The organism is Desulfitobacterium sp. PCE1 (assembly GCF_000384015.1).
Lineage (GTDB): Bacteria > Bacillota > Desulfitobacteriia > Desulfitobacteriales > Desulfitobacteriaceae > Desulfitobacterium > Desulfitobacterium dehalogenans.
Window position 1 is genome coordinate 883,459 of sequence record NZ_KB913023.1, and the last position, 20,387, is coordinate 903,845.

The window sequence follows — 20,387 nt, forward strand, 5'->3', positions numbered from 1 at the left end:
CTATCTGGGCCGTGATTATTGGTGCTGTACTCTACGCTCTTTACCGTGTCTATCTTTATTTTGCTCAGAAGAAAGGGATAGGTCATGGCAGAGCCGGACAGAGCCGGCGTGTTTATTATAAGGTTTATACCAATCATCAAGGACCCGGCCAATCCGCCGGTCAGCATCCCCCACGGGGCTTCGCTGACGGAGAGGTTATCGATATGCCGGTTGAGGAAGTTACGGATTCGCGGAGTGCTTTCCCGAAAGAGTAGCTGTTTAAATGGGAGGTTATCCCAAGGTTTTCAGCCAATTTTCAGTCAGCCCTCAGACCCATTTCAACTGGGCAGCAGATAATGAGAAGAAAACGATTTCGCCTTTAAAGGGGATATACTCTATGCAGAAGTTGAAAGGAATCAAAATCCTTATTATTGATGACGAACCGAATATTCTGGAGTTCCTGGAAATGGGATTGCTGAACGAGGGCTTCGAGGTGCAGACAGCGGCTGATGGGATGACAGGAGTTACTCTAGCCAAACAATTCCATCCCCACCTCGTGATTCTGGATATCATGATGCCGGGGATGGATGGTTTTGAAGTGTGTCGTATGCTGAAGAAGAGTGAGAATGTGTCCATCATTATGTTGACTGCTAAGGATGAAGTGGAGGACCGGGTCAAGGGCTTAACCATCGGCGCCGACGATTATATGGCCAAGCCCTTTAGTTTTGAAGAACTCCTCGCTCGTATCCACGCCCGTATCCGCAATCAGTTCCCTACCCTTTTAGGGGAAGTGGTGATGGGGCCATTTCGTTTGGATGATCGCCGCAAGGAAATCCAGCTTCATGATAAAGTCCTGGAACTTTCCCCGACAGAGTATGAACTGCTCAAGTTTTTAATTCTTAACCAGGGGCTGGTCTTGAGCAAGGCGATGATTCTGGATAAAGTGTGGGGATATGATTTTGTCGGGGATGATAATATTGTGGAGGTCTATATTCGCTCCCTGAGAGAAAAGCTGGGGGATAAGGAACATCGCCTGATTCGCACCTTGCGGGGCTCCGGCTATCGGATGGACCTACTATGAAGAAGCGATTTTCCATCCACAAGATCGTAACCCCCAACTCCTTGAGATTTCAGTTGCTCTCCCGTTCCTTGTTTTTTTTGGCCATCATCTTAGTGTTGATCGGGATATTTCAATATGCTTTTTTAAAGGATTTCATTCTGGGCAGCACTGCTGCAAGCATTCGTTCCCAAATTGCTTCAGTTCCCCGGGACACTTGGACGCAAATGCTGCTCTATGCGGAGATTAATGCGAAATTCAATTTGGATAAAGGGTTGGTGGAAGTGGAACCTGGTAAGATTCAGGATAATCTCTCCAACCGTATTCCCTTCTCCCTGATGGACGCTACCATTGCTTTCGTGGATTTAAGCGGGAACATGACCAACCTATCCAATTCCCTGAATCGGTCAGGGGCCCCACCGGCCCTTAGTTCCGACCAGTATCAACAAGCCTTGAATCCGTCTGAATCACCGCAATTTTGGGTAGTGGACGCATCGGATGGAAAGGAATTGCTGGTGGTTCTTCATCCCCTGGAGCTTCGGGGCTATCTCATTGGCTTTATTCAAGTTAGCCTAAGTACCCAATTTGTTCAAGATCTCTTGTTCCGGCAGTTGTTTATATTTATGATGCTTTCCGTGCTTGCCCTTGTGGGGGGATTGGTGGCTTATCAGGCAGTCATTAAAAAGACTTTGGTTCCTTTATCCAATATTGTTCATACTATGGAGAGTATTGATGCGGGGAACCTTAACGAACGCCTCCCTGTGGAACAAGGTCAGAAAGAAATCGATACTCTGGCCGTATCCCTCAATGGGATGCTGGAGCGGCTGGAGTCCTCTTTTACGGCAGAAAAGGAAGCCAAAGAACAGATGCGGCGTTTTGTAGCCGATGCTTCTCATGAACTGCGAACCCCTCTTACTTCTATTCATGGTTTTTTGGAGGTCCTGCTGCGGGGGGCCATGAACCAACCGGAAAAGCTGCAGAAGTCCTTAACCAGTATGTATGCGGAATCGGAGCGAATGAAAAAGCTTATTCAGGATCTGTTGCTCCTGGCTAAATTAGACCGTTCTCCCCATCTGGAAAAGGTGGAAAAGGATCTTGAGGTACTGATTCTGGAAATGGAGCCCCAGCTGCGTATGCTGGCTGAGGAGCGGGAAGTTCAATTGGATCTGTCCTCGGAGGGATTGGTCCTCGTTGATGTGGATAAAATGAAGCAAGTCATTCTTAACCTTTTCCATAATGCGGTCCAGCATACGGATCCGGACAAGGGTTTAATTCAAATCAGTCTGAAGTCTGAGGCTTCCGGAGTTGAATTGTCAGTCCAGGATAACGGACCGGGAATTCCCGAGGAGCATATTCCCCATCTCTTTGAGAGGTTCTACCGCAGTGATTCCTCCCGAACCCGGAAATATGGGGGAGCCGGACTGGGTTTAGCCATTACCCACTCTTTAGTGGAGCTTCACGGAGGAATTCTTCGTGTAGAAAGTAAACTAGGTGAAGGAAGCCGATTTATTGTCCGCCTGCCCAAAGTATGAAGGGGATAGGCCAGCCCGGTGAGAATGCTCACTGAGTGTCGTGACCCATGTCACGGCACTTTTTTTATTTATGAGGTACCATAATCTTACGAGCTAAGGGGGGATAACAATGAATCATGATTTACTAAAGAACCAGCATAGTATTATTCGTCAGCTTATTCAGGAGATCGAGGAAGAGATTCGTTTAGGGAATCTTGACCATAAGGCTTTCGACCTTTCTCTGAAAATCAGCAAGCTGTCCGGTATTCTTGTTTTGCATTTAAAATCCGAAGATGAATACCTTTATCCTGCTTTGAAAAGCTCAAAGGATGAAACACTGAGCAAAACGGCAGAGCAGCTCTATCAGGAAATGGGCACCTTATCCGCAGAATTTTTGCAGTATAAGAGTATCTATATGTCAGCGACAAAAATTAAAGCTGATATCCCTCAATTCATAGAGGGATCTAAGGAAATCTTTTCAGCATTAAAGAATAGGCTGAATACTGAGGATAAAAAGCTCTACCAACTCATCTAATACCTGGATTCGAGTAAAGAGATTCAAACCCGAGGAAAAGAGGTGAGAGTCGAGACAGTGGTTGCACGAATACTGAACACAGGATGTGTACTTATTGATGGCTGGGGTGTGGTTTGCTCCATTGATTGGAAGGTTGCGCAACTTCTCCATGTTGAACCTTCAGAGGCTTTAGGGCGCCGCTTGACGGAGATTTTTCCGGAAACTCGCCTCCTCGAGGTTCTTGTCACGCAACAGCAATTACTTACAGAGCAGGTTATTAATAAAAGGAAGGTGCGGGTGGGCTATTATCCGGTAACCACGGTTCAGGATTTTTCCGGGGTAGTCATGGTTGTTGAGCCTTTATCGCCGGTGCCTCCCGAAAATCAGGAGCATCAAGCGTTAATTGACCTTTATGAAGGGATTCTCTCTGAATTGCCCTTGGGCCTTGCCGTTGTTAATCGGCAGGGCCGAGTGGTGTTTATGAACGATTATTACAGTCAATCAATGGAATGTTCTTCAGAAGTCTTAATGGGTTTGCCTCTACAAAAACATGTTCCCTTTTCCAAAATCGCCGAGATTTTACGTATAGGAAAACCCCGACTGCAGATCGATATAGAATATCGGGGTAAGGTTTTCCTATTATCCGAATCGCCTATTGTATCCCGAGGCCAAACTATTGGGGGGATTAGTAAAGTACTGTCCCGTGAAGAGATTGAGGGGCAGGATTTCCGTTCCTTGACTCAGCGGGTTCAGGTGTTGGAGAACAAGCTCCTCTTCTATAAAGAAGAGCTTTTGGAGCTGCGCAGTCAGAGATCTCCTTTAGATGAAATTCAAGGGAAAAGCTCGGAAATACTCAAGTTAAAGCAGGTGGTGGAGAGGGTAGCCCAGCATGATGCTAATGTCCTGATTACAGGGGAGAGCGGTACGGGGAAGGGGTTGGTGGCCCAGACAATTCATCAGCTCAGCCCACGCAAGGAGGAGCCTTTTATTAAAATCAACTGTGCTGCCATTCCGGAGAACCTCTTGGAGTCGGAGTTGTTCGGTTATGAGGAAGGCGCGTTTACAGGAGCGCTCAAGGGCGGAAAGCCCGGTAAATTTGAGTTGGCCCAAGGGGGGACAATTTTCCTGGATGAGATTGGAGATATGCCCCTAACCATGCAGGCCAAAATTTTGAGGGTTCTTCAGGAAAAATCCTTTGAGAGGATTGGGGGGAGTAAGACCCTGACTGTAAATGTCCGCATTATTGCCGCAACCCACCGGAATTTAGTGAAATTAATCGATGAAGGCCAATTCCGTTTAGATCTGTATTATCGAATCGCGGTGATCAGCATGGATTTACCCCCTTTACGGAAGCGTCCCCTAGATATTCAGCCTTTGGCTGCAGAAATCATCCAAAAACTTCAGGTCAAGTATGGAAGACCTATTCACGGACTGACAACAAAAGCGGAAAAAATACTTCTTAACTATTCCTGGCCTGGTAATGTACGGGAATTGGAGAATGTCCTTGAGTATGCCTTCAATTTTTTAGAGCCGGGAGAAAGAGTCATTGCTGAATCCCACCTGCCATCCCATATTATCCAGCTTACCTCCTCTTCTAAAGAGGTGCGAAAACCATTAAGCAGAGATGCTAATCCTTTTTCAGATACGCAGCCGGTCAATATTTCTTTGGAGGATGCCGTAGCCAAAGCGGAAATTGAAGCTATTCTTCGGGCATTGGAGCTAACCCAGGGCAATAAGCAGGCCGCAGCTCGAGTTCTCGGAATCCATGTCTCTGGGCTTTATCAAAAGCTAAAAAAATATGCGGACTCTATCGAATCCTAGCTAAAGTATGTTACCCTTACTATTTTGATAAGGAGAGCCAAAGGGCCTATGACCAAACTCAGAGAGGTTATTAAACATTTGATGGATAAATCCCCCTTGGATTCCAATCCCATGATTGAGGTGGATGAATGGGTTTATTCTACTTGCGGGTATTGTTCAGTAGGTTGCGGTCTCTATATCGGAGTCAAAGACGGCCAGGCTGTAACGGTAGAGGGGAATCAGGATTCTCCTGTCAATAGGGGAAGGCTCTGTGTCAAAGGGCTTTATGAATGGAAGTTTCTCCAGCACCCGGAGCGAGCTACATCCCCTATGATTCGTAAAAAGGATAAGCTGGAGCCTGTGTCTTGGGAGGAAGCTTTGACCTTTATGATCAATAAAATGGAAGAAATCCGTAATGAAAAAGGACCTGAGGCTATAGGGGTATACCACACGGGGCAGTTGCTGTTGGAAGAGTATTACGCTTTAGGGAAACTGGCCAAAGGGGTAATTGGAACACCGAATGTGGATTCCAATACCCGTCTTTGTATGGCCTCCGCAGTGAAGGGCACAATTCGCTCCTTTGGTACGGATGGGTCCCCCGGTTGTTATGAGGATGTGGATGAAGGGGAGGTGCTCTTAATCTTCGGAGCCAATCCGGCGGAGATGCATCCCCAGCTGTGGCAGCGGATTTTGCATAACCGCGAAGTTAAAGGGACCAAGATCATTGTGGCAGACCCTCGCACTACCTTACCGGCACAAATAGCCGATATTCACCTGCCCTTGCGCCCGGGGACCAATATTGCTTTGCTTAATGCCATGATCCATGTTCTCATCAGGGAAAATCTCCTGGATGAAGAAATGATCGATGAGCATACCGTGGGCTTTTCTGCTGTAAAAGCTCTGGTGGAAGATTATCCCCCTGGGCGGGGAGAAGAGTTAACGGGAATTCCGGCTGAAACCATTGTGGAGGCGGCTTTGCTTTTTGGCAAGGCGGCACGAGGGACAACTCTTTATGGACAAGGGGTTAATCAGAGTATGTCCGCTACGGATACAGCAGCCTTGATCAATACCCTGCATCTGATAACGGGTAAGCTTGGTAAACCAGGATGTGCTCCTATTTCTTTAACCGGGCAGGCTTCTGCCATGAGCAACCGGGATGTAGGAGGCAGCTTTTCCTTGCCGGGTTTTCGGAATCCTGCCAATCCTCAGCACCGTTTGGAAGTGGCCGAAGCTTGGAAGCTGGATGTGGAGAAGATCCCTGCCTATACTCATGATATTATGAAGATGATGGGGCTCATTGATACGGGTAAGTTGGATTTGCTCTGGGTGATCGGCACCAATCCGGCCGTATCCCTCCCGGATCAAAAGAGCGTTCGTAAGTCCCTCGAGAATGTCTTTCTCGTGGTGCAGGATGTGTATTACCCTGTGGAAACAGCGGCCTATGCGGATCTCTTTCTCCCTGGGGCACAATGGGGAGAGAAAACCGGGACCTACACCAACATCGAGAGACGGGTCAATCTGGCTAATCAGGCGGTGGAACCTCCGGGAAAAGCGAAAGGGGATCTGAAGATTTTTCAGGAAATCGCCAAGGGTCTCGGGGCCGAAGAAGGCTTTTCCTGGCTGAATCCTGAAGAAGTCTTTAATGAATGGAAAGTGCTCTCCAAAGGCAGACCGAACGACATGTCCGGGATGACCTATGAGCGGTTGGAAAAAGAACAGGGAATTTGTTGGCCCTGTCCTGATATCCATCATCCCGGCACCAAACGCTTGTATACGGCCAGGGTCTTTAATACGTCCAAAGGGATAGCTCAGGAATACGGTGATTTTAATCATGAAGAAGGACGGGCAAGACTTTGGGCCATTCCCTATACTCCTCCGCCGGAAAGCCCTGATGAAGACTTTCCTCTTTGGTTGAATACCGGTTCCATCCTTGAGCATTACCATACCCGCACCAAGACCAAGCGCATCCCTGAGCTGGTGATTACTGCACCGGAAGGTTTTGTAGAGCTTCATCCTCTTGATGCGGAAAGACTGGATATTCGAGAGGGTGAACGTATTCGGGTAGTTTCCCGCCGGGGATGGATTCAAGTTCCCGCCCATATAAGCACCACCTTGAGTCCGGGGCAAGTTTTTGTACCCTATCATTTCGGAGATCTTGATCCTTCAGAAGCTCATCTTAAGCAAGCGGCTAACCATTTGACCTTAAATTGGAAGGACCCCTTTTCAAAACAGCCGATGTATAAGACCTCAGCCTGCCGTATTGAAAAAGTTGGCCTCGCTCAATAAGCTATGTGGTATAATCAGGTTAATAAATGTATTTATTGGCTCGGATTAAGTCCTAGCCAAAATAAAGATATCGATGGTAATATTATGAATAATAGTGGAATCAAAAAAGAAAAAGATGAAAAAATATTTATAAGGGTAAGCCAACAAAAAATGAAACTCTTTACGGTGATCATTAGCTTCTTTTTTGTTTGGAAAGTGTATTGGTCGGCGTTTAATTTGATTTCCCCGCAAGACACGATTATGGATGTACTTGCCCTATTTGGTGTTCTGATTATTGTTATTCCTTGCACGGCAATTCTTCAAGCAAAACTACTGGATTTTCTGAAAGAATAAGAAGTCTGACTATTAATCTAAAATTGCCTGGAATCTTCGCTTAGCAAAGATCCAGGCAATTTTTAACTGATTAAATCAAAGAAACTTATCTGATCACTTTCCGGTATCCCTTTTAAACAATCAAATTTACTCAGCAATTCCAGAGTGGAATTCCCGATTTTGCCCCGTTTCTTGACATCCTCCAGGGATTTGAAGGGTTTTTCCTGGGCGGCGCTGTACAATCCTTCAGCAGCGACGGTTCCCATGCCGGAGATGCTGTTCAAAGGGGGTCTTAAGGCATTGCCCTCTACCTGAAATTTTGTAGCATGGGAATTGTAGATATCAATGGGCAGGAAGGAGAAGCCCCTCTCATACATCTCCAAGACGATCTCCAAGTCATCGTACATATCCTTATCCTTAGGTGCCGCCTGATTACCCAGAGCCTCGATCTCTTTCATTTTCGCCTTGACTTTTTCTTTGCCAAAGGTCATAAATTCGGCGTCAAAGGCCTTGGCACGAATGGTGAAATAGGCTGCGTAATAGGCCAATGGAATATGCACTTTAAACCAAGCGATACGGAAGGCCATCATCACATAGGCTGCAGCATGGGCTTTAGGGAACATGTATTTAATTTTACGGCAGGAATCAATGTACCATTCCGGAACATTGTGCTCCCTCATTAAGGTTTCGTACTCCGGCCATTTGGAATCCTTCAGAGCTTTACCTTTACGCACCGTTTCCATAATCTTAAAGGACGTGTTGGGGGGGAGACCCTTGCGGATGAGATAGGTCATAATCTCGTCGCGAGTACAGACCGCTTCACTTAAGGTTACTGTACCCGCATCGATTAAGTCCTTGGCATTCCCCAGCCACACATCGGTGCCATGGGAAAGACCTGAGATACAGATTAAGTCTTCGAAGGCTTTAGGCAGGGTATCCAGGAGCATTCCCCGGACGAACCGGGTGCCGAATTCGGGAATGCCGAAGGTTCCCACCTTGGAGTTGATCTGTTCAGGGGTTACCCCTAAGGCTTCTGTGGAGGAGAAGAGAGACATGGTTTTTTTATCATCCATAGGAATGGTTTTCGGATCCACACCGGTAATATCCTGAAGCATGCGGATCACTGTGGGATCATCGTGGCCCAGAATATCCAGCTTCAAAAGGTTCTGGTCAATGGAGTGGTAGTCAAAATGGGTGGTGATGATATCTGAATTGGGGTCATCGGCAGGGTGCTGCACAGGGCAGAACTCAAAGATCTCCCGGCCTTTGGGCACCACGATGATGCCCCCCGGATGCTGTCCCGAGGTTCGCTTGATCCCTGTGCAGCCTTTGGCGATGCGGATGATTTCCGCTTTATTGGCGGTCCGGTTCTTCTCCTCAAAATACTTCCGCACATAGCCAAAGGCTGTCTTATCGGCGATGGTGCCGATGGTTCCCGCCTTGAAGGTGGTGCCTTTACCAAAGATAACCTCTGTGTATTTATGGGCTTTAGCCTGGTATTCCCCTGAGAAGTTTAAGTCAATATCCGGCTCTTTGTCCCCGTTGAAGCCCAGGAAGGTTTCAAAGGGAATATCGATGCCATCCTTATCCAGCTTTGCTCCACAGACAGGGCATTCTTTATCCGGTAAGTCAAAACCGATCTTATGACCATAATCGGAGAAATCCGAGTACTTGCAGCCAGGGCATCGGTAGTGAGGAGGCAGGGCATTGACCTCGGTGATCCCTGTCATATAGGCGGCTACTGAAGAACCCACGGAACCCCGTGATCCAACCAGATAGCCGTCTTCGTTGGATTTCCAGACCAACTTTTGGGCGATGATATACATCACGGAGAAGCCGTTTTTGATGATGGAATCCAGCTCCCTATCCAGCCTTTGCTGAACGATATCCGGTAAAGGATTTCCATAGAGTTCGTGAGCCTTGCTAAAGGCAATCTCCTTAATGGTCTCCTCACAGCCCTCAATATGAGGGGTGGCTTTTTCCGATGAAATCGGATTGATAGGCTCACAGAGATCGGCGATAAGATTGGTGTTGGTGATCACCACTTCATAGGCCTTTTCTTCGCCCAAATAGGAGAATTCCTCCAGCATTTCTTCCGTGGTTTTCAGATAGAGGGGGGGCTGCTGGTCCGCATCCTTAAAGCCCTGGCCTGCCTCCAGGATCCGCCGGTAGACTTCATCTTCGGGATCCAGAAAATGCACATCCCCCGTGGCCACTACCGGTTTGTTGAGCTTTTCACCTAGGGCGACAATTTTGCGATTAATCTCCATGAGGTAGTCTTTATTCGGTACCTGCTCGGTTCTGATGAGGTAATCATTGTTGCCGAGAGGCTGGATTTCCAGATAATCGTACTCTTCGGCGATGGACTCGATTTCCTCGTCCGATCTTCCCAGCAGGATAGCTTGGAAAAGCTCCCCTTCACTGCAGGCACTGCCGAGAATTAAGCCTTCTGAATACTTTTTATAGAGGCTCTTTAAAATGCGGGGCTTTTTATAGAAATAGTCCAGGTGAGAATAGGAGACCAGCTTATATAAGTTTTTCAGTCCAGTGTAATCTTTGGCTAAGATGATAGCATGATAAGTCTTAAGTTTTTTATATTCGTCCTTCTTGGCAGATTCGTCCGACGCCTTCAGGTCGATGTCCGCGAGGGTCTCCACTCCCCGTTCCTTAAGCATGTCTACCATGATATTAAATACTTTAACGGTGGTACCCACGTCGTCGAGAGCCCTATGAGCGACTTCCACTTTAATGCCCAGATTCTTAGCGATTCTCCCTAATTTATAGGTTTTGTAATCCGGGAAAAGCTCTCTGGCTAAGGACAAGGTATCCAAATAAGTATAGTCAAAATTATAACCTAAGACTTTGGCGGTGTGCTTCAGGAAGCCCATATCAAAATCAGCATTATGAGCGACCAAAACGCTTCCTTCTATAAACTGCAAAAGCTTAGGGAAGACCTGGTCGATGGTCTCGGCATCCTTGACCATATCATCGGTGATGTTGGTCACTTCCACGACTCTGGCGGGGATGGGCTTTTCGGGATTCACGAAGCAGCCGAATTGATCGATGATCTTGCCCCCCTGGATCTTCATGATCCCGATTTCCGTAATCTTTTCTGTGACGGCTGAGAAGCCGGTAGTTTCCAAGTCCAGGACACAATAGGTGGTATCAATACTCTGACCTTTAAGGTTGGTCACGGAAGGCTTCTTATCCGGTGCCAAATAAGCCTCAACACCATAAATCACCTTCATATTGGGATTATCTCTGCCCAGGAGCTTATGGGCTTCGGGAAAGGATTGAACCACACCATGATCGGTAATGGCAATGGATTTCATTCCCCAGCTCATGGCCCGTTTGATGAGATCCGTGGCCCCGTTCATGGCATCCATCTGACTCATTTGGGTGTGTAGGTGCAGCTCTACCCGTTTCGCCTTGGCCAGATCCTGCCGTACATATTTTTTCATGCCTTCAGTTTCCACGATGGTGTTGGCGATAAGCTCAATTTCCCCGGAAAACTTGCTGAAGCCGGCATTTCCCGAAAGCTTAACCCCTTTAGCCTTTTGCAGCCTGGACACGACCTCTCCCTCTTCACCGGGCTTGAGGAAGGCCTTACAGGTCATGGAGCTTGAGCCGTCATAAAGATCAAAGGAAACTAAAGTTTTTCCGCTTTTCAATTCTTTGGCTTCGATATTGGATAGTTCCCCCTGTATAGCAATCCTACCTTCATCCGGGGTGATGTCGGTAATTTTGATGACCTTGTCTTTAATGGCGGCATTACGGCCCAAAATGAGATTGGGGTCGCTTTTTTTACCGTCATCTGCTTTACTCTCCACCGGCACGGGCGCGGCTTCCTTATGTTCAGCAGGGGCAAGGCTGGGGGGAGCCGTCATCCTTTCTTTTTGAATCAGCTGAAGTTCTTTTTCCTGGGTAGCCTCTTGAAGCCGGACCAAATCTTCAGGGTTGACTTTATCGGCAAAATGAATGGAATAATGGGCACCGTAGAGGTTTTTAATCGCCTCCTGAATGATCTTGTCATAGCCCTTGCCTTTGAGTAAGTAAGAAACGGCAATCTTAAAGGTAAGCTGTATGGATTGATCCGTGATGTCGTAGTCACAATTATTGAGGGCTGATTTCAAGAGGGGATGTTTGCGGGCCAGCAAACTGATGATTTTCTTGAGCTCCTCTTCGATGGGTTTTTTGGGAGTCCCCTCGGAGTACTCGACGATAATCTCGGAATCCTCTAAGGTCAGGTGTTCTCTTATAAATTGATTCAGAGATTCAAGGTCGCTGACCTCTATATAGTTATCCGAGCTGATCTTCATTTCCAGGGTTTTGCTCTTTTCCTTCAACACCACTGCTTTGACTATGGCTGTGTTTAAGCTGACCCCAGCCTCAAAATCCCTAAAAATCTCCTGAACTCTTTTCATACTATCTCTAAACTCTCCATATACTTGTTCTGAATTATTTGTTTTTGGGGTTTTCTTCAAAATAAACCAGGAAGCCTATCTGTTGCGGATGTTTAACTACAAATAGGCTTGACTCACATTATTTCTATTTTACCATGAGAGTGAATCGGAAAGAAGAAGCTTTTTTTCTTGACAAGAGTTGAAAGTCTGTTATAGAATACATTAAATAGTTTATAAATACGCCGAAGAGGAATAGTAAGTTTTATCTAAGCGCCTAGAGAGCTGTTGGTTGGTGTAAAACAGCGGCAAAGATGGAGCTGAACTCACCTCGGAGTAGCTCGCTGAAATGGTAAAGAGTAGGTGGAGCCGGATCCTAACCGTTATAGTAGGGGGATATAAGGTCGGAAATCTCTTTGAAGATAGTGGACCCGTATCTGTGAGAGCATGCTTTGGGCATGAATGAGAGTGGTACCGCGTAAGATGTTAAAATCTTTCGTCTCTATAGGTTATAGAGATGAAAGATTTTTTTAATTGTGAGGGAGGATGATGAACAATGAAAAATGTAGAAAATTATCGCCGAGGGTATTTCATGCCCCCTGTAAAAAGCTTAAAGTGGGCAGAAAAGGAGTATATTAATGCGCCACCCACATGGTGTAGTGTTGATCTTCGGGACGGCAACCAGGCCCTGGTGGTACCGATGAGCCTGGAAGAAAAGCTGGAGTATTTTCAAATGCTCTTAAAGATTGGCTTTAAGGAGATTGAGGTGGGCTTCCCGGCAGCGTCGGAAACAGAGTACGCTTTCCTGCGCACCCTCATTGAACAGGATCTGATTCCTGAGGATGTGACCATTCAGGTCTTAACCCAATCCCGTGACCATATTATCGAAAAGACCTTTAAGGCCTTGGCAGGAGCAAAAAGGGCAGTAGTCCATCTCTATAATTCCACTTCTGTGGCCCAACGGGAGCAGGTCTTTAAAATGAGCCAGGAAGAGATTATAGAGATCGCCGTAAGCGGCGCTCAATTGCTGAAAAAATATGCTGCGGAGACGGAGGGTAATTTCCAATTCGAATATTCCCCGGAAAGCTTTACCGGTACGGAGATGGAGTTCGCCCTGGAGATCTGCAATCAAGTCCTCGATGTTTTTGAACCCACGACCGAAAATAAAGCGATTATCAACCTGCCGGTCACTGTTTCCATGTCCATGCCCCATGTTTACGCCAGTCAGATTGAATATATGAGCGAGCATCTCAAGTATCGGGACAATGTGATTTTATCACTCCATCCACATAATGACCGTGGGACTGCGGTAGCTGATGCGGAGCTGGGCTTGCTGGCCGGTGGTCAACGCATCGAGGGGACATTGTTTGGCAATGGGGAACGCACCGGCAATGTGGATATCGTCACCTTAGCACTCAATCTGTTTTCCCATGGGGTGGACCCTGGTCTGAACTTTGAAAATATGTTGGAAATTACGGCCGGGTATGAAAAACTGACCCGGATGAAAGTCCACGACCGTCAGCCTTATGGCGGCAAGCTGGTCTTTGCGGCCTTCTCCGGCTCCCATCAGGATGCCATCACGAAGGGCATGAAGTGGCGTGAAGAGCATGACTGTCAATGCTGGACGGTTCCTTATCTGCTCATTGATCCCCAGGACATTGGCCGAGAGTATGAAGGGGATGTCATCCGCATTAATAGTCAGTCGGGTAAAGGGGGCATCGCCTATATGCTGGAACAGCATTATGCTCTTGATTTACCGGCTAAGATGCGGGAAGACTTCGGTTATAAGGTGAAAAACGTCTCCGATAACCTGCACAAAGAACTCATGCCTGAAGAAATTAAGGATATTTTCTTCAAGGAATATGTCAATATTGAGAGCCCCATTAAATTCGTCAACTTCCGCTTCCTTAGCGATGATGATTTTCATACTACGGTCACCATTGAGTTCAAGGGCGAGATTCAAGAACTATCCGGGGAAGGCAACGGCCGCCTGGACGCTATCAGTAATGCCCTTCAGGCTCGCTTGGGGCTATCCTACTCCAATCTAATTTATAAAGAGCATGCCCTTGAGTTAGGCTCCAAATCCCAAGCCGTTTCCTATGTGGGAGTAACCGATCCGGACGGAGTGATTCACTGGGGGTGCGGAATTCACACCGATATCTTTACTTCCTCGGTTAAAGCATTAATAAGCGCTATCAACACCATGATAAGGGAGTAGCTTTATGCACAACGCATACTCAGTAAAGGTTGAGTTTCTCAAAGGTGGCGTTGTGGGGCGTTGCATTTCCTAGGAATCACAGTTTTTTTGTGCTAGAATGAACAGAATGATGTTATGCTGAGGTGACATGATGATTCGTGAAATCTACCCTCGTATCTATCTAAACGAGATACCTTTGCCCCATAACCCATTAAAGACATTGAACAGCTATATCGTTCTGTCCGGGGACCGTCCCCTTATTTTGGATACGGGATTTGACCTGGAAGCTTGTAAGACTGCTTTCATGGAAGGCGTTGAGGAGCTCCAAATCGATCTGAAAAAGACGGATTTGATACTAAGCCATATGCATGTGGACCACACCGGACTGGCTGACTTTTTGGCCGAGAAGGGATGCAAAGTTTATATTGGGAAAAAGGATGGTATCCTGCTCAATAACTACAGAACTTCTCCGGATCTCATTATGAGCGAATTGAATAAGGTGTTGAATTTAAGCCAGGAAATGAATTCAACGGAGAAAGCGGTCTTTGATATTACTCCTAAAAAGCCTTTGGCATATACACCCCTGAACGAGGGAGACTGCTTAAAAGCCGGATCCTATAAATTGGAGATTATCAATATTCCCGGACATAGTCCGGGACACATCGGTCTCTATGAAAGAACTCATAAACTGTTTTTCGGCGGTGATCACATACTCAATGAGATTACCCCCAATATTACCTTTTTCCACTACAACATTGATAGTCTCGGGAACTTTATCAAGAGCCTTGAAAAGATACGCCAGTATGATATTGATCAGGTATTTCCTGCCCATCGCAGCCTTATCGCAAATCACCAACAGCGGATCGATGAGCTGATTGCCCACCATCAAGAGCGCCTTGTTGAAATTGCAGAGATCCTGGGTGATGGAAAAAAGACAGTGGGTCAGACTGCGGCAAGAATGCGCTGGGAGCTGAAATATAACAGCTGGAATGAGTTCCCCCCAGCTCAAAAATGGTTTGCTTCCGGGGAAGCTATGGCTCATTTAGAGCATTTAGTGCATAAAGGAGAAGTTCGGCGGGTGAGGCACGACGGGGGAAATTATTACGAATTGGTAAATTAAAAGCTCCATAAGACAAATCAAGGTATTACGCAGATGGTTAAACAGAAAAAGAGCCAAGGTAACATTTCGCCCTCCAACATTTTAAGCGGAGAAATGTACCTTGGCTTCTTTTTATTTTTTAACTGCTGAAGTTTTTAATTGAATATTATATTTTTCCATCTTGCGGTATAAGGTATTGCGGGACATTTTTAAAGCTTTTGCCGCTTGGAAGATATTACCGTTATAACTTTCTAATAAGTTAATGATGCGTTCGCGTTCAGATTCCCCATTCTGCGGAGTAAATAGTTTGGCTTGAGAGGTCGTATTTTGAGAATGCAAAATATATTCGGGTAAGAATACGGGAGTGATTTCCAGGCCTTCGGACAAAATCATTGCTTTTTCGATAACGTTTTTTAATTCCCTGACATTTCCCGGCCAATCATAGCTGCAAAGGATTTGGAGAGCTGCCGGATGGATTTGCTTGGATTGGACGTTGTATTGTCTGGACAATTCGGATATAAAATGTTCTGCCAATAAAGGAATATCGCATTTTCGTTCACGGAGCGGCGGAAGGTTGATCTCAATGACATTGAGCCGATAATAGAGATCCTGACGAAATTGGCCCAGTCTGACGAGTTCAGCCATATCTGTATTGGTTGCGGCGATAATGCGCACATCCACTTTTTTAGGTTTATTGGAGCTAATCCGCGTAATGGTTCGCTCCTGGAGAAATCTCAGAAGAGTTACCTGCATGTCCAGAGGCATTTCACCTATTTCATCCAGAAGCAAGGTTCCTTCGTGAGCATGTTCGAATTTTCCGATGGAACCATGGGCACGGGCACCGGTAAAAGCGCCTTCTTCATAGCCGAAGAGTTCACTATGGAGTAAATCCTTCGGCAGTGCCCCGCAATTGATAGCTACAAAATTGCCTTTCCGGCCGCTGCGCTGATGAATGGCCTTAGCCACCACTTCTTTGCCCGTCCCGGTTTCCCCAAGCAGCAGCACATTCGAAGGGAATTTGGCGGTTTTTTGAACAATGCTGTCCACTTTGGACCAAGTGGTGCTTTCACCAATATAGTCAATCTCATGAGGCTTGGAGAGCTTATGGGAAATAGAAACGGGAGAGCAGGAGGGACTGGAATGGTTAACTTTTTGCTCGGCTGAGCCTTGCTTTTTGAAAATAAGCAGGGTATGGACTTCACCGTTAAGAAGCCGGATATGCTGTTTTCTGAGCAGCCGGCAGCGGAGGGTTTCTCTTTTATGGGTTGCGAAATCCGCTTTAAACTCAATTTCTTCACTGGGTTGCTCGTAATTGTTGGCCATGAGACGAGCCAAATCATTTTTGTTAGGAAGATAGCTCCCTAAGGATTTGCCGGTCGTGTCGGAGCCGGTAAAAGAGCTGGCGAAGATTTGGTTTGCTGTATGGATTGTCCCATCATGCTCCAGAACAACAACCAAGCAGGAGCAATCATCGATCATTTCTTTGATCAGAGGTTTGAGTTCAAGGGGCTTAGTTGATTTGGGTCCTGCCGTCAGATAATACTCTATAATTTTAGCTGCAGTGATAGTCATGGAAAGGGCATTATCGTGAAGGCTGCCAAAGGGATTGACTCCGTTGAGAACTGCAACCAAGGTGTTGTTGATCATGATAGGAGAACTCACGCCGGAATGGTTCTGGCTGATAATACGGTAATGCTCATATCCATCGGTTCTCATAGGGATTTTTTCTTTTAAAGCGATGGTAACAGCGCCGTTTCCACAAGTCGCTTCATCAGTATAGGCTCCTAAAGTTCGGGGGTAGTTTTTGATCGGGGTAATTAACTCAAAAACAAAACCGTCAGAATCACAGATGCTTATGTTGCAATCCAGCAAGGCATAAAGATAGTTCATGACCGGAGCCGCTAAAGACAGCAATTCTGCATATTGAATTCTTTTTTTCTGCAACAAGGAGGTATTGCATTTAGGAAATTCCGTGGACCATGGATCAAGGCCAAGATTCCGGCACCGTTCCCATGATCGGGCCACAGAAGGATGAACGTTGTCTTCCTGGATCACTCCGCGGATCACAAAGTTCTTCCAAGCCTCAAGAATTCCTTCCTGGGTATAATGCATAGTTACAACCTCCTCAGAAGAAATCATGGTGAAAGTATTTTTTAAACCTTTATGTCCTTTCTTTCACTTCGAGAAACGAATCATGAACAAAAGGGTTGAGCAGTAGTGACTTGAGGTGTTAGTAATAACTTTCCCAATCTTATAGCCATCTTACACCACATTAATAATATTTTCAACTCCGAACCTTTTCGTAAAAACGTGGAACAGTTTGTTCAAACAAAGTGTTCCGCCTTGTGAGCAATGGGACATTTGGTTTTGGAGTGATCCCACTACGGCTCCAAAGGTAAATGATTTAGCAATGAATTGGCATGATTTTTGCATTGATTATAAATTGCCAAAAGATAAGTTTATGAACAGTAAAAAGGAGGGATAAAAACGCGAGCAATTTCTAGTACATCATTTCACAGCTTTGCCAAAATAAAAGCACACGGCTCAACAGGAGGTAACTAAATGTCCGAGACTTTATTATGGGAAAAACAAAATGACGGTATAGCTTACGTAATTATTAATAAACCAGAACGCAGAAATGCTATGGATGCTGATCTGATGGTAAAGATGGTTCAGGTTTTGGATCAGCTGGATCAGGATAAGGATGTCAGGGTCATCATTCTCAAAGGACAAGGGGATCATTTCAGTTCGGGCGGCGATTTAAAAGCAGGGGTTGGCGGTGAACCCACTGTTGAAAATTCCAGAGCGGCCTTACAAAAATTTGTTTTTGCAGTAAGAAAGATACAAGAGATGGAAAAGCCTGTCATTGCTATGGTAAAAGGCTATGCCATAGGTGGAGGCATGAGTCTGGCCATGGCTTGCGATATTGTTTTTGCGTCGGAAGACGCCAAATTCAGCTCTAATTTCCTCAAGGTAGGGATTACACCGGAAATGGGTGCTATGCTCTTGATGCCCTTGATGATGGGTGCTCAAAGAGCAAAAGAATTATGGTTTACGGGAAGAGTTATTGATGCGGCGGAAGCCAAGGAGTTGGGATTTGTTAACCGGGTCTGTTCTTCGGAAGAAATTGAAAGCGCTACCCGGGATTTTGCCACAGACTTAGCCCAAATGCCTGCTCTTCCGGTGAGAATCACCAAACGAATTACCAATTCAACCCTGTTTAATTTATTGAACTCTGTGCTGGAAGCGGAACTGCAATCGACTCCTTTCTGCACCCAGACAGAAGAGCATAAGGCTTTAATTGAAGCGTTTAAAAACCGGAAAAAATAGAAGTAAGTAATACATGCTGGGAGGAAGCAATATGACCAATGAACAGCTGAGCCGGAAATCTCCGTGGTTTTCATATCTGGGGTTATTATTGGGAACTTTCACCATGATCGAGGCAATGGCCTTTCAAATTCCCGCTTTGCCGGTGCTGACGAAGGAATTTGGAGTCCCGGTAGCCACAGCAGCCTTGATCAGTCTATGCTATTATCTGACGGCTACCGTGTGCGGCCCTGTCTTTGGCAATATTGCCGATCAGATAGGCCGCAAACGCATTGCCATGATCGGTATGATTATTTTTGCTATAAGTGAATTTTTGGCTGCTTTTGCCACAAACTATCCCTTTTTCTTATTGGCCAGATTGTGTCAGGGAATTGGCGTGGCTGCTGTTCTCCCTGCCGGCCTTTCCTATGCCAGCTATTTATTTCCGCCCAACAAGCGGGGAATAGCGGTTGGAGTGTATACTGCCGTCGGGACCTTTGCTTCAGCGATGGGTGGTTTTTTAGGCGGGATTTTGATTGCGAAATTCGGCTGGCAATCTCTTTATATTATAAGCGGCGTCTTAGCAGTCCTGGGCATTGCGCTGGTGCATATAACGGTTCCCGAGACTCCCACTTCGGAGAGAAAGCCCTTTGATTATATCGGTTCGATCTTGCTTCTGCTTACCATAGGAACTTGGTTATCCCTTTCCGTACTGGTTGCCAATTTTGGCTGGGTATCACCCTATACCCTGGGTATGCTGGGTTTAGCCATTGTTTTTGCCATAAGTTTCTGGAATGTGGAGAAAAGAACCAGTCACCCCTTTATGGACTTATCCATCCTTAAAAACCGCTACTTTGCCGCACCGATCCTGCTCTATTTCTTTATTGCTCTCTGCTCCCAGGGCTCCGTATTTACTAACTCCTACTTCGTTACAGCCAAACCGGGCTTAGGCACTGCCTATGTAGGCATTATGACGGGATCGATTTATCTTGCCGGAGCGGCAACATCGCTGCTCAGCGGCAAGTTGATTGATTCGTTTAAAATTAAAACGGTCTTGCTGATAGGAATGGGAACCTTTATCGCCGGTACGTTGCTTTATTCCCAGTACACAGTGGATACACCGTTTTGGTATATTGTACTGACTTTGGTGTTTATGTCCGGTTCTTTGTTGTTTATTGCCCCCGCCTGCATGAAAATGTCCATGTCCGCTGTTCCGCCGGAAAAGCTTGGCAGCGGCTCAGGAACTTATATTATGATTCGCGATTTGGGAAGTCCCACCGGACAAACGACCATGCTGGCTGCCTTTGGAGCGATTTCTGCCTCCTCCCTGGCGACAGAGATAGCTGCTGAGGCTCAGAATTCAGGAGTAAGCGAAGACATGATACCTGCCGTGGTGGAAGCGGGAAAAACAGCCGGCAAAGTCATTGACCCGACCTTAGCAGATCATCTGGCCAAAATTGGGGTTAGCTTTCAGGATCTCTATGCCAAAGCAAATTTTGATGGAATGGTCATTGCGGTCAACCAGATGAGTACGATCATTATTGCTATAGCGGTAGCAGCATTTATAGTAGCTGTATTTGCTTTGCCAAATACCAACGGAAGTCCCAGTGGCCTTGACCATAGAAGCAAATAATACAGAAACAGACCCATTTAAAAAGATTAATCCGAGAAGCTGTGTGCCTTAAACCACAGCTTCTCGGCTATTCGGCATTCAGGAAATACGTATAAAGTAAACATGTTTTCTGTTGTGAAAGTGTTTGCATGAGACACTTTGACTGAACACTTTGTTTCGTTTTTGGGGGATGGAAAAAGTCTCCTAATGGATTTCCCCAGCAATATCAGGCCAAAGAGAATTATTTTTCTTCCTTCTTTGAGTTGGCATCATTCTTGCTTTATATAGATATCGAAGCTACCAGTGCATGACAG

General features: G+C 46.2%; 13 protein-coding genes and 1 other annotated feature. Of the genes, 11 read left to right on the top strand and 2 right to left on the bottom strand.

Translation table 11 applies throughout. From position 1 onward, the window contains the following. The first annotated feature begins 21 nt into the window (after window positions 1–21). From DESPCE1_RS24150 to DESPCE1_RS0104465, 7 genes are all read left to right on the top strand, one after another. Window positions 22–81: a sortase B protein-sorting domain-containing protein gene (locus tag DESPCE1_RS24150; protein ID WP_371200620.1), complete on the top strand. Its 60-nt coding sequence runs from the start codon at window positions 22–24 to the stop codon at window positions 79–81. A gap of 295 nt (window positions 82–376) precedes the next feature. Beyond that, the gene (locus tag DESPCE1_RS0104440) at window positions 377–1,060 is read left to right on the top strand and encodes a response regulator transcription factor (RefSeq protein ID WP_028305457.1); all 684 of its coding nucleotides are present in this window, start codon (window positions 377–379) and stop codon (window positions 1,058–1,060) included. After that, entirely contained in the window at window positions 1,057–2,568 is a 1,512-nt protein-coding gene (locus tag DESPCE1_RS0104445) for a cell wall metabolism sensor histidine kinase WalK (protein ID WP_019849625.1), read from the top strand. Before DESPCE1_RS0104440 ends, DESPCE1_RS0104445 begins: the two co-directional genes overlap by 4 nt. 109 nt (window positions 2,569–2,677) lie before the next feature. Then, window positions 2,678–3,082: a hemerythrin domain-containing protein gene (locus tag DESPCE1_RS0104450; protein ID WP_019849626.1), complete on the top strand. Its 405-nt coding sequence runs from the start codon at window positions 2,678–2,680 to the stop codon at window positions 3,080–3,082. A gap of 42 nt (window positions 3,083–3,124) precedes the next feature. Further along, the gene (locus DESPCE1_RS0104455) at window positions 3,125–4,882 is read left to right on the top strand and encodes a sigma 54-interacting transcriptional regulator (protein ID WP_028305458.1); all 1,758 of its coding nucleotides are present in this window, start codon (window positions 3,125–3,127) and stop codon (window positions 4,880–4,882) included. A 48-nt stretch (window positions 4,883–4,930) separates the two neighbouring features. Next, window positions 4,931–7,147: a molybdopterin oxidoreductase family protein gene (locus DESPCE1_RS0104460; RefSeq protein ID WP_019849628.1), complete on the top strand. Its 2,217-nt coding sequence runs from the start codon at window positions 4,931–4,933 to the stop codon at window positions 7,145–7,147. 84 nt (window positions 7,148–7,231) lie between these two features. Continuing rightward, entirely contained in the window at window positions 7,232–7,480 is a 249-nt protein-coding gene (locus tag DESPCE1_RS0104465; RefSeq protein WP_019849629.1) for a hypothetical protein, read from the top strand. Window positions 7,481–7,542: 62 nt separating this feature from the next. Here DESPCE1_RS0104465 and polC read toward each other — a convergent pair whose 3' ends face one another. After that, window positions 7,543–11,883: a DNA polymerase III subunit alpha gene (gene polC / locus DESPCE1_RS0104470; RefSeq protein ID WP_019849630.1), complete on the bottom strand. Its 4,341-nt coding sequence runs from the start codon at window positions 11,881–11,883 to the stop codon at window positions 7,543–7,545. 212 nt (window positions 11,884–12,095) lie between these two features. Further along, window positions 12,096–12,366: a binding site (T-box leader), on the top strand. A 49-nt stretch (window positions 12,367–12,415) separates the two neighbouring features. On the opposite strand from polC, the gene DESPCE1_RS0104475 reads away from it, so the two are divergent. Both DESPCE1_RS0104475 and DESPCE1_RS0104480 read left to right on the top strand, forming a co-directional pair. After that, window positions 12,416–14,077 carry a 2-isopropylmalate synthase gene (locus DESPCE1_RS0104475; protein ID WP_019849631.1) on the top strand — a complete coding sequence of 554 codons (1,662 nt, stop codon included), beginning with the start codon at window positions 12,416–12,418 and terminating at the stop codon, window positions 14,075–14,077. 130 nt (window positions 14,078–14,207) lie between these two features. Beyond that, window positions 14,208–15,176, top strand: a complete 969-nt coding sequence (locus tag DESPCE1_RS0104480) for an MBL fold metallo-hydrolase (RefSeq protein WP_019849632.1) — start codon at window positions 14,208–14,210, stop codon at window positions 15,174–15,176. A gap of 111 nt (window positions 15,177–15,287) precedes the next feature. Here the strand turns inward: DESPCE1_RS0104480 and DESPCE1_RS0104485 are convergent, their stop codons facing one another. Then, window positions 15,288–17,267, bottom strand: coding sequence for a sigma 54-interacting transcriptional regulator (locus tag DESPCE1_RS0104485; protein ID WP_019849633.1), 1,980 nt, complete (start codon window positions 17,265–17,267; stop codon window positions 15,288–15,290). Between the two features lie 450 nt (window positions 17,268–17,717). Here DESPCE1_RS0104485 and DESPCE1_RS0104490 point away from each other — a divergent pair, with 450 nt between their 5' ends. Both DESPCE1_RS0104490 and DESPCE1_RS0104495 read left to right on the top strand, forming a co-directional pair. After that, window positions 17,718–18,485 carry an enoyl-CoA hydratase/isomerase family protein gene (locus DESPCE1_RS0104490; RefSeq protein ID WP_014792862.1) on the top strand — a complete coding sequence of 256 codons (768 nt, stop codon included), beginning with the start codon at window positions 17,718–17,720 and terminating at the stop codon, window positions 18,483–18,485. A gap of 31 nt (window positions 18,486–18,516) precedes the next feature. After that, on the top strand, window positions 18,517–20,094 hold the full coding sequence (locus tag DESPCE1_RS0104495; RefSeq protein ID WP_019849634.1) for an MFS transporter: 1,578 nt from the start codon (window positions 18,517–18,519) through the stop codon (window positions 20,092–20,094). The last annotated feature ends 293 nt before the right edge of the window (window positions 20,095–20,387 follow it).

What these genes read in the sequence shown, in the direction of transcription:
- DESPCE1_RS0104440 (WP_028305457.1), top strand. Translation starts at nt 377, where the DNA reads ATGCAGAAGTTGAAAGGAATCAAAATCCTTATTATTGATGACGAACCG.
- DESPCE1_RS0104445 (WP_019849625.1), top strand. Translation starts at nt 1,057, where the DNA reads ATGAAGAAGCGATTTTCCATCCACAAGATCGTAACCCCCAACTCCTTG.
- DESPCE1_RS0104450 (WP_019849626.1), top strand. Translation starts at nt 2,678, where the DNA reads ATGAATCATGATTTACTAAAGAACCAGCATAGTATTATTCGTCAGCTT.
- DESPCE1_RS0104460 (WP_019849628.1), top strand. Translation starts at nt 4,931, where the DNA reads ATGACCAAACTCAGAGAGGTTATTAAACATTTGATGGATAAATCCCCC.
- DESPCE1_RS0104465 (WP_019849629.1), top strand. Translation starts at nt 7,232, where the DNA reads ATGAATAATAGTGGAATCAAAAAAGAAAAAGATGAAAAAATATTTATA.
- polC (WP_019849630.1), bottom strand. Translation starts at nt 11,883, where the DNA reads ATGAAAAGAGTTCAGGAGATTTTTAGGGATTTTGAGGCTGGGGTCAGC.
- DESPCE1_RS0104475 (WP_019849631.1), top strand. Translation starts at nt 12,416, where the DNA reads ATGAAAAATGTAGAAAATTATCGCCGAGGGTATTTCATGCCCCCTGTA.
- DESPCE1_RS0104480 (WP_019849632.1), top strand. Translation starts at nt 14,208, where the DNA reads ATGATTCGTGAAATCTACCCTCGTATCTATCTAAACGAGATACCTTTG.
- DESPCE1_RS0104485 (WP_019849633.1), bottom strand. Translation starts at nt 17,267, where the DNA reads ATGCATTATACCCAGGAAGGAATTCTTGAGGCTTGGAAGAACTTTGTG.
- DESPCE1_RS0104490 (WP_014792862.1), top strand. Translation starts at nt 17,718, where the DNA reads ATGTCCGAGACTTTATTATGGGAAAAACAAAATGACGGTATAGCTTAC.
- DESPCE1_RS0104495 (WP_019849634.1), top strand. Translation starts at nt 18,517, where the DNA reads ATGACCAATGAACAGCTGAGCCGGAAATCTCCGTGGTTTTCATATCTG.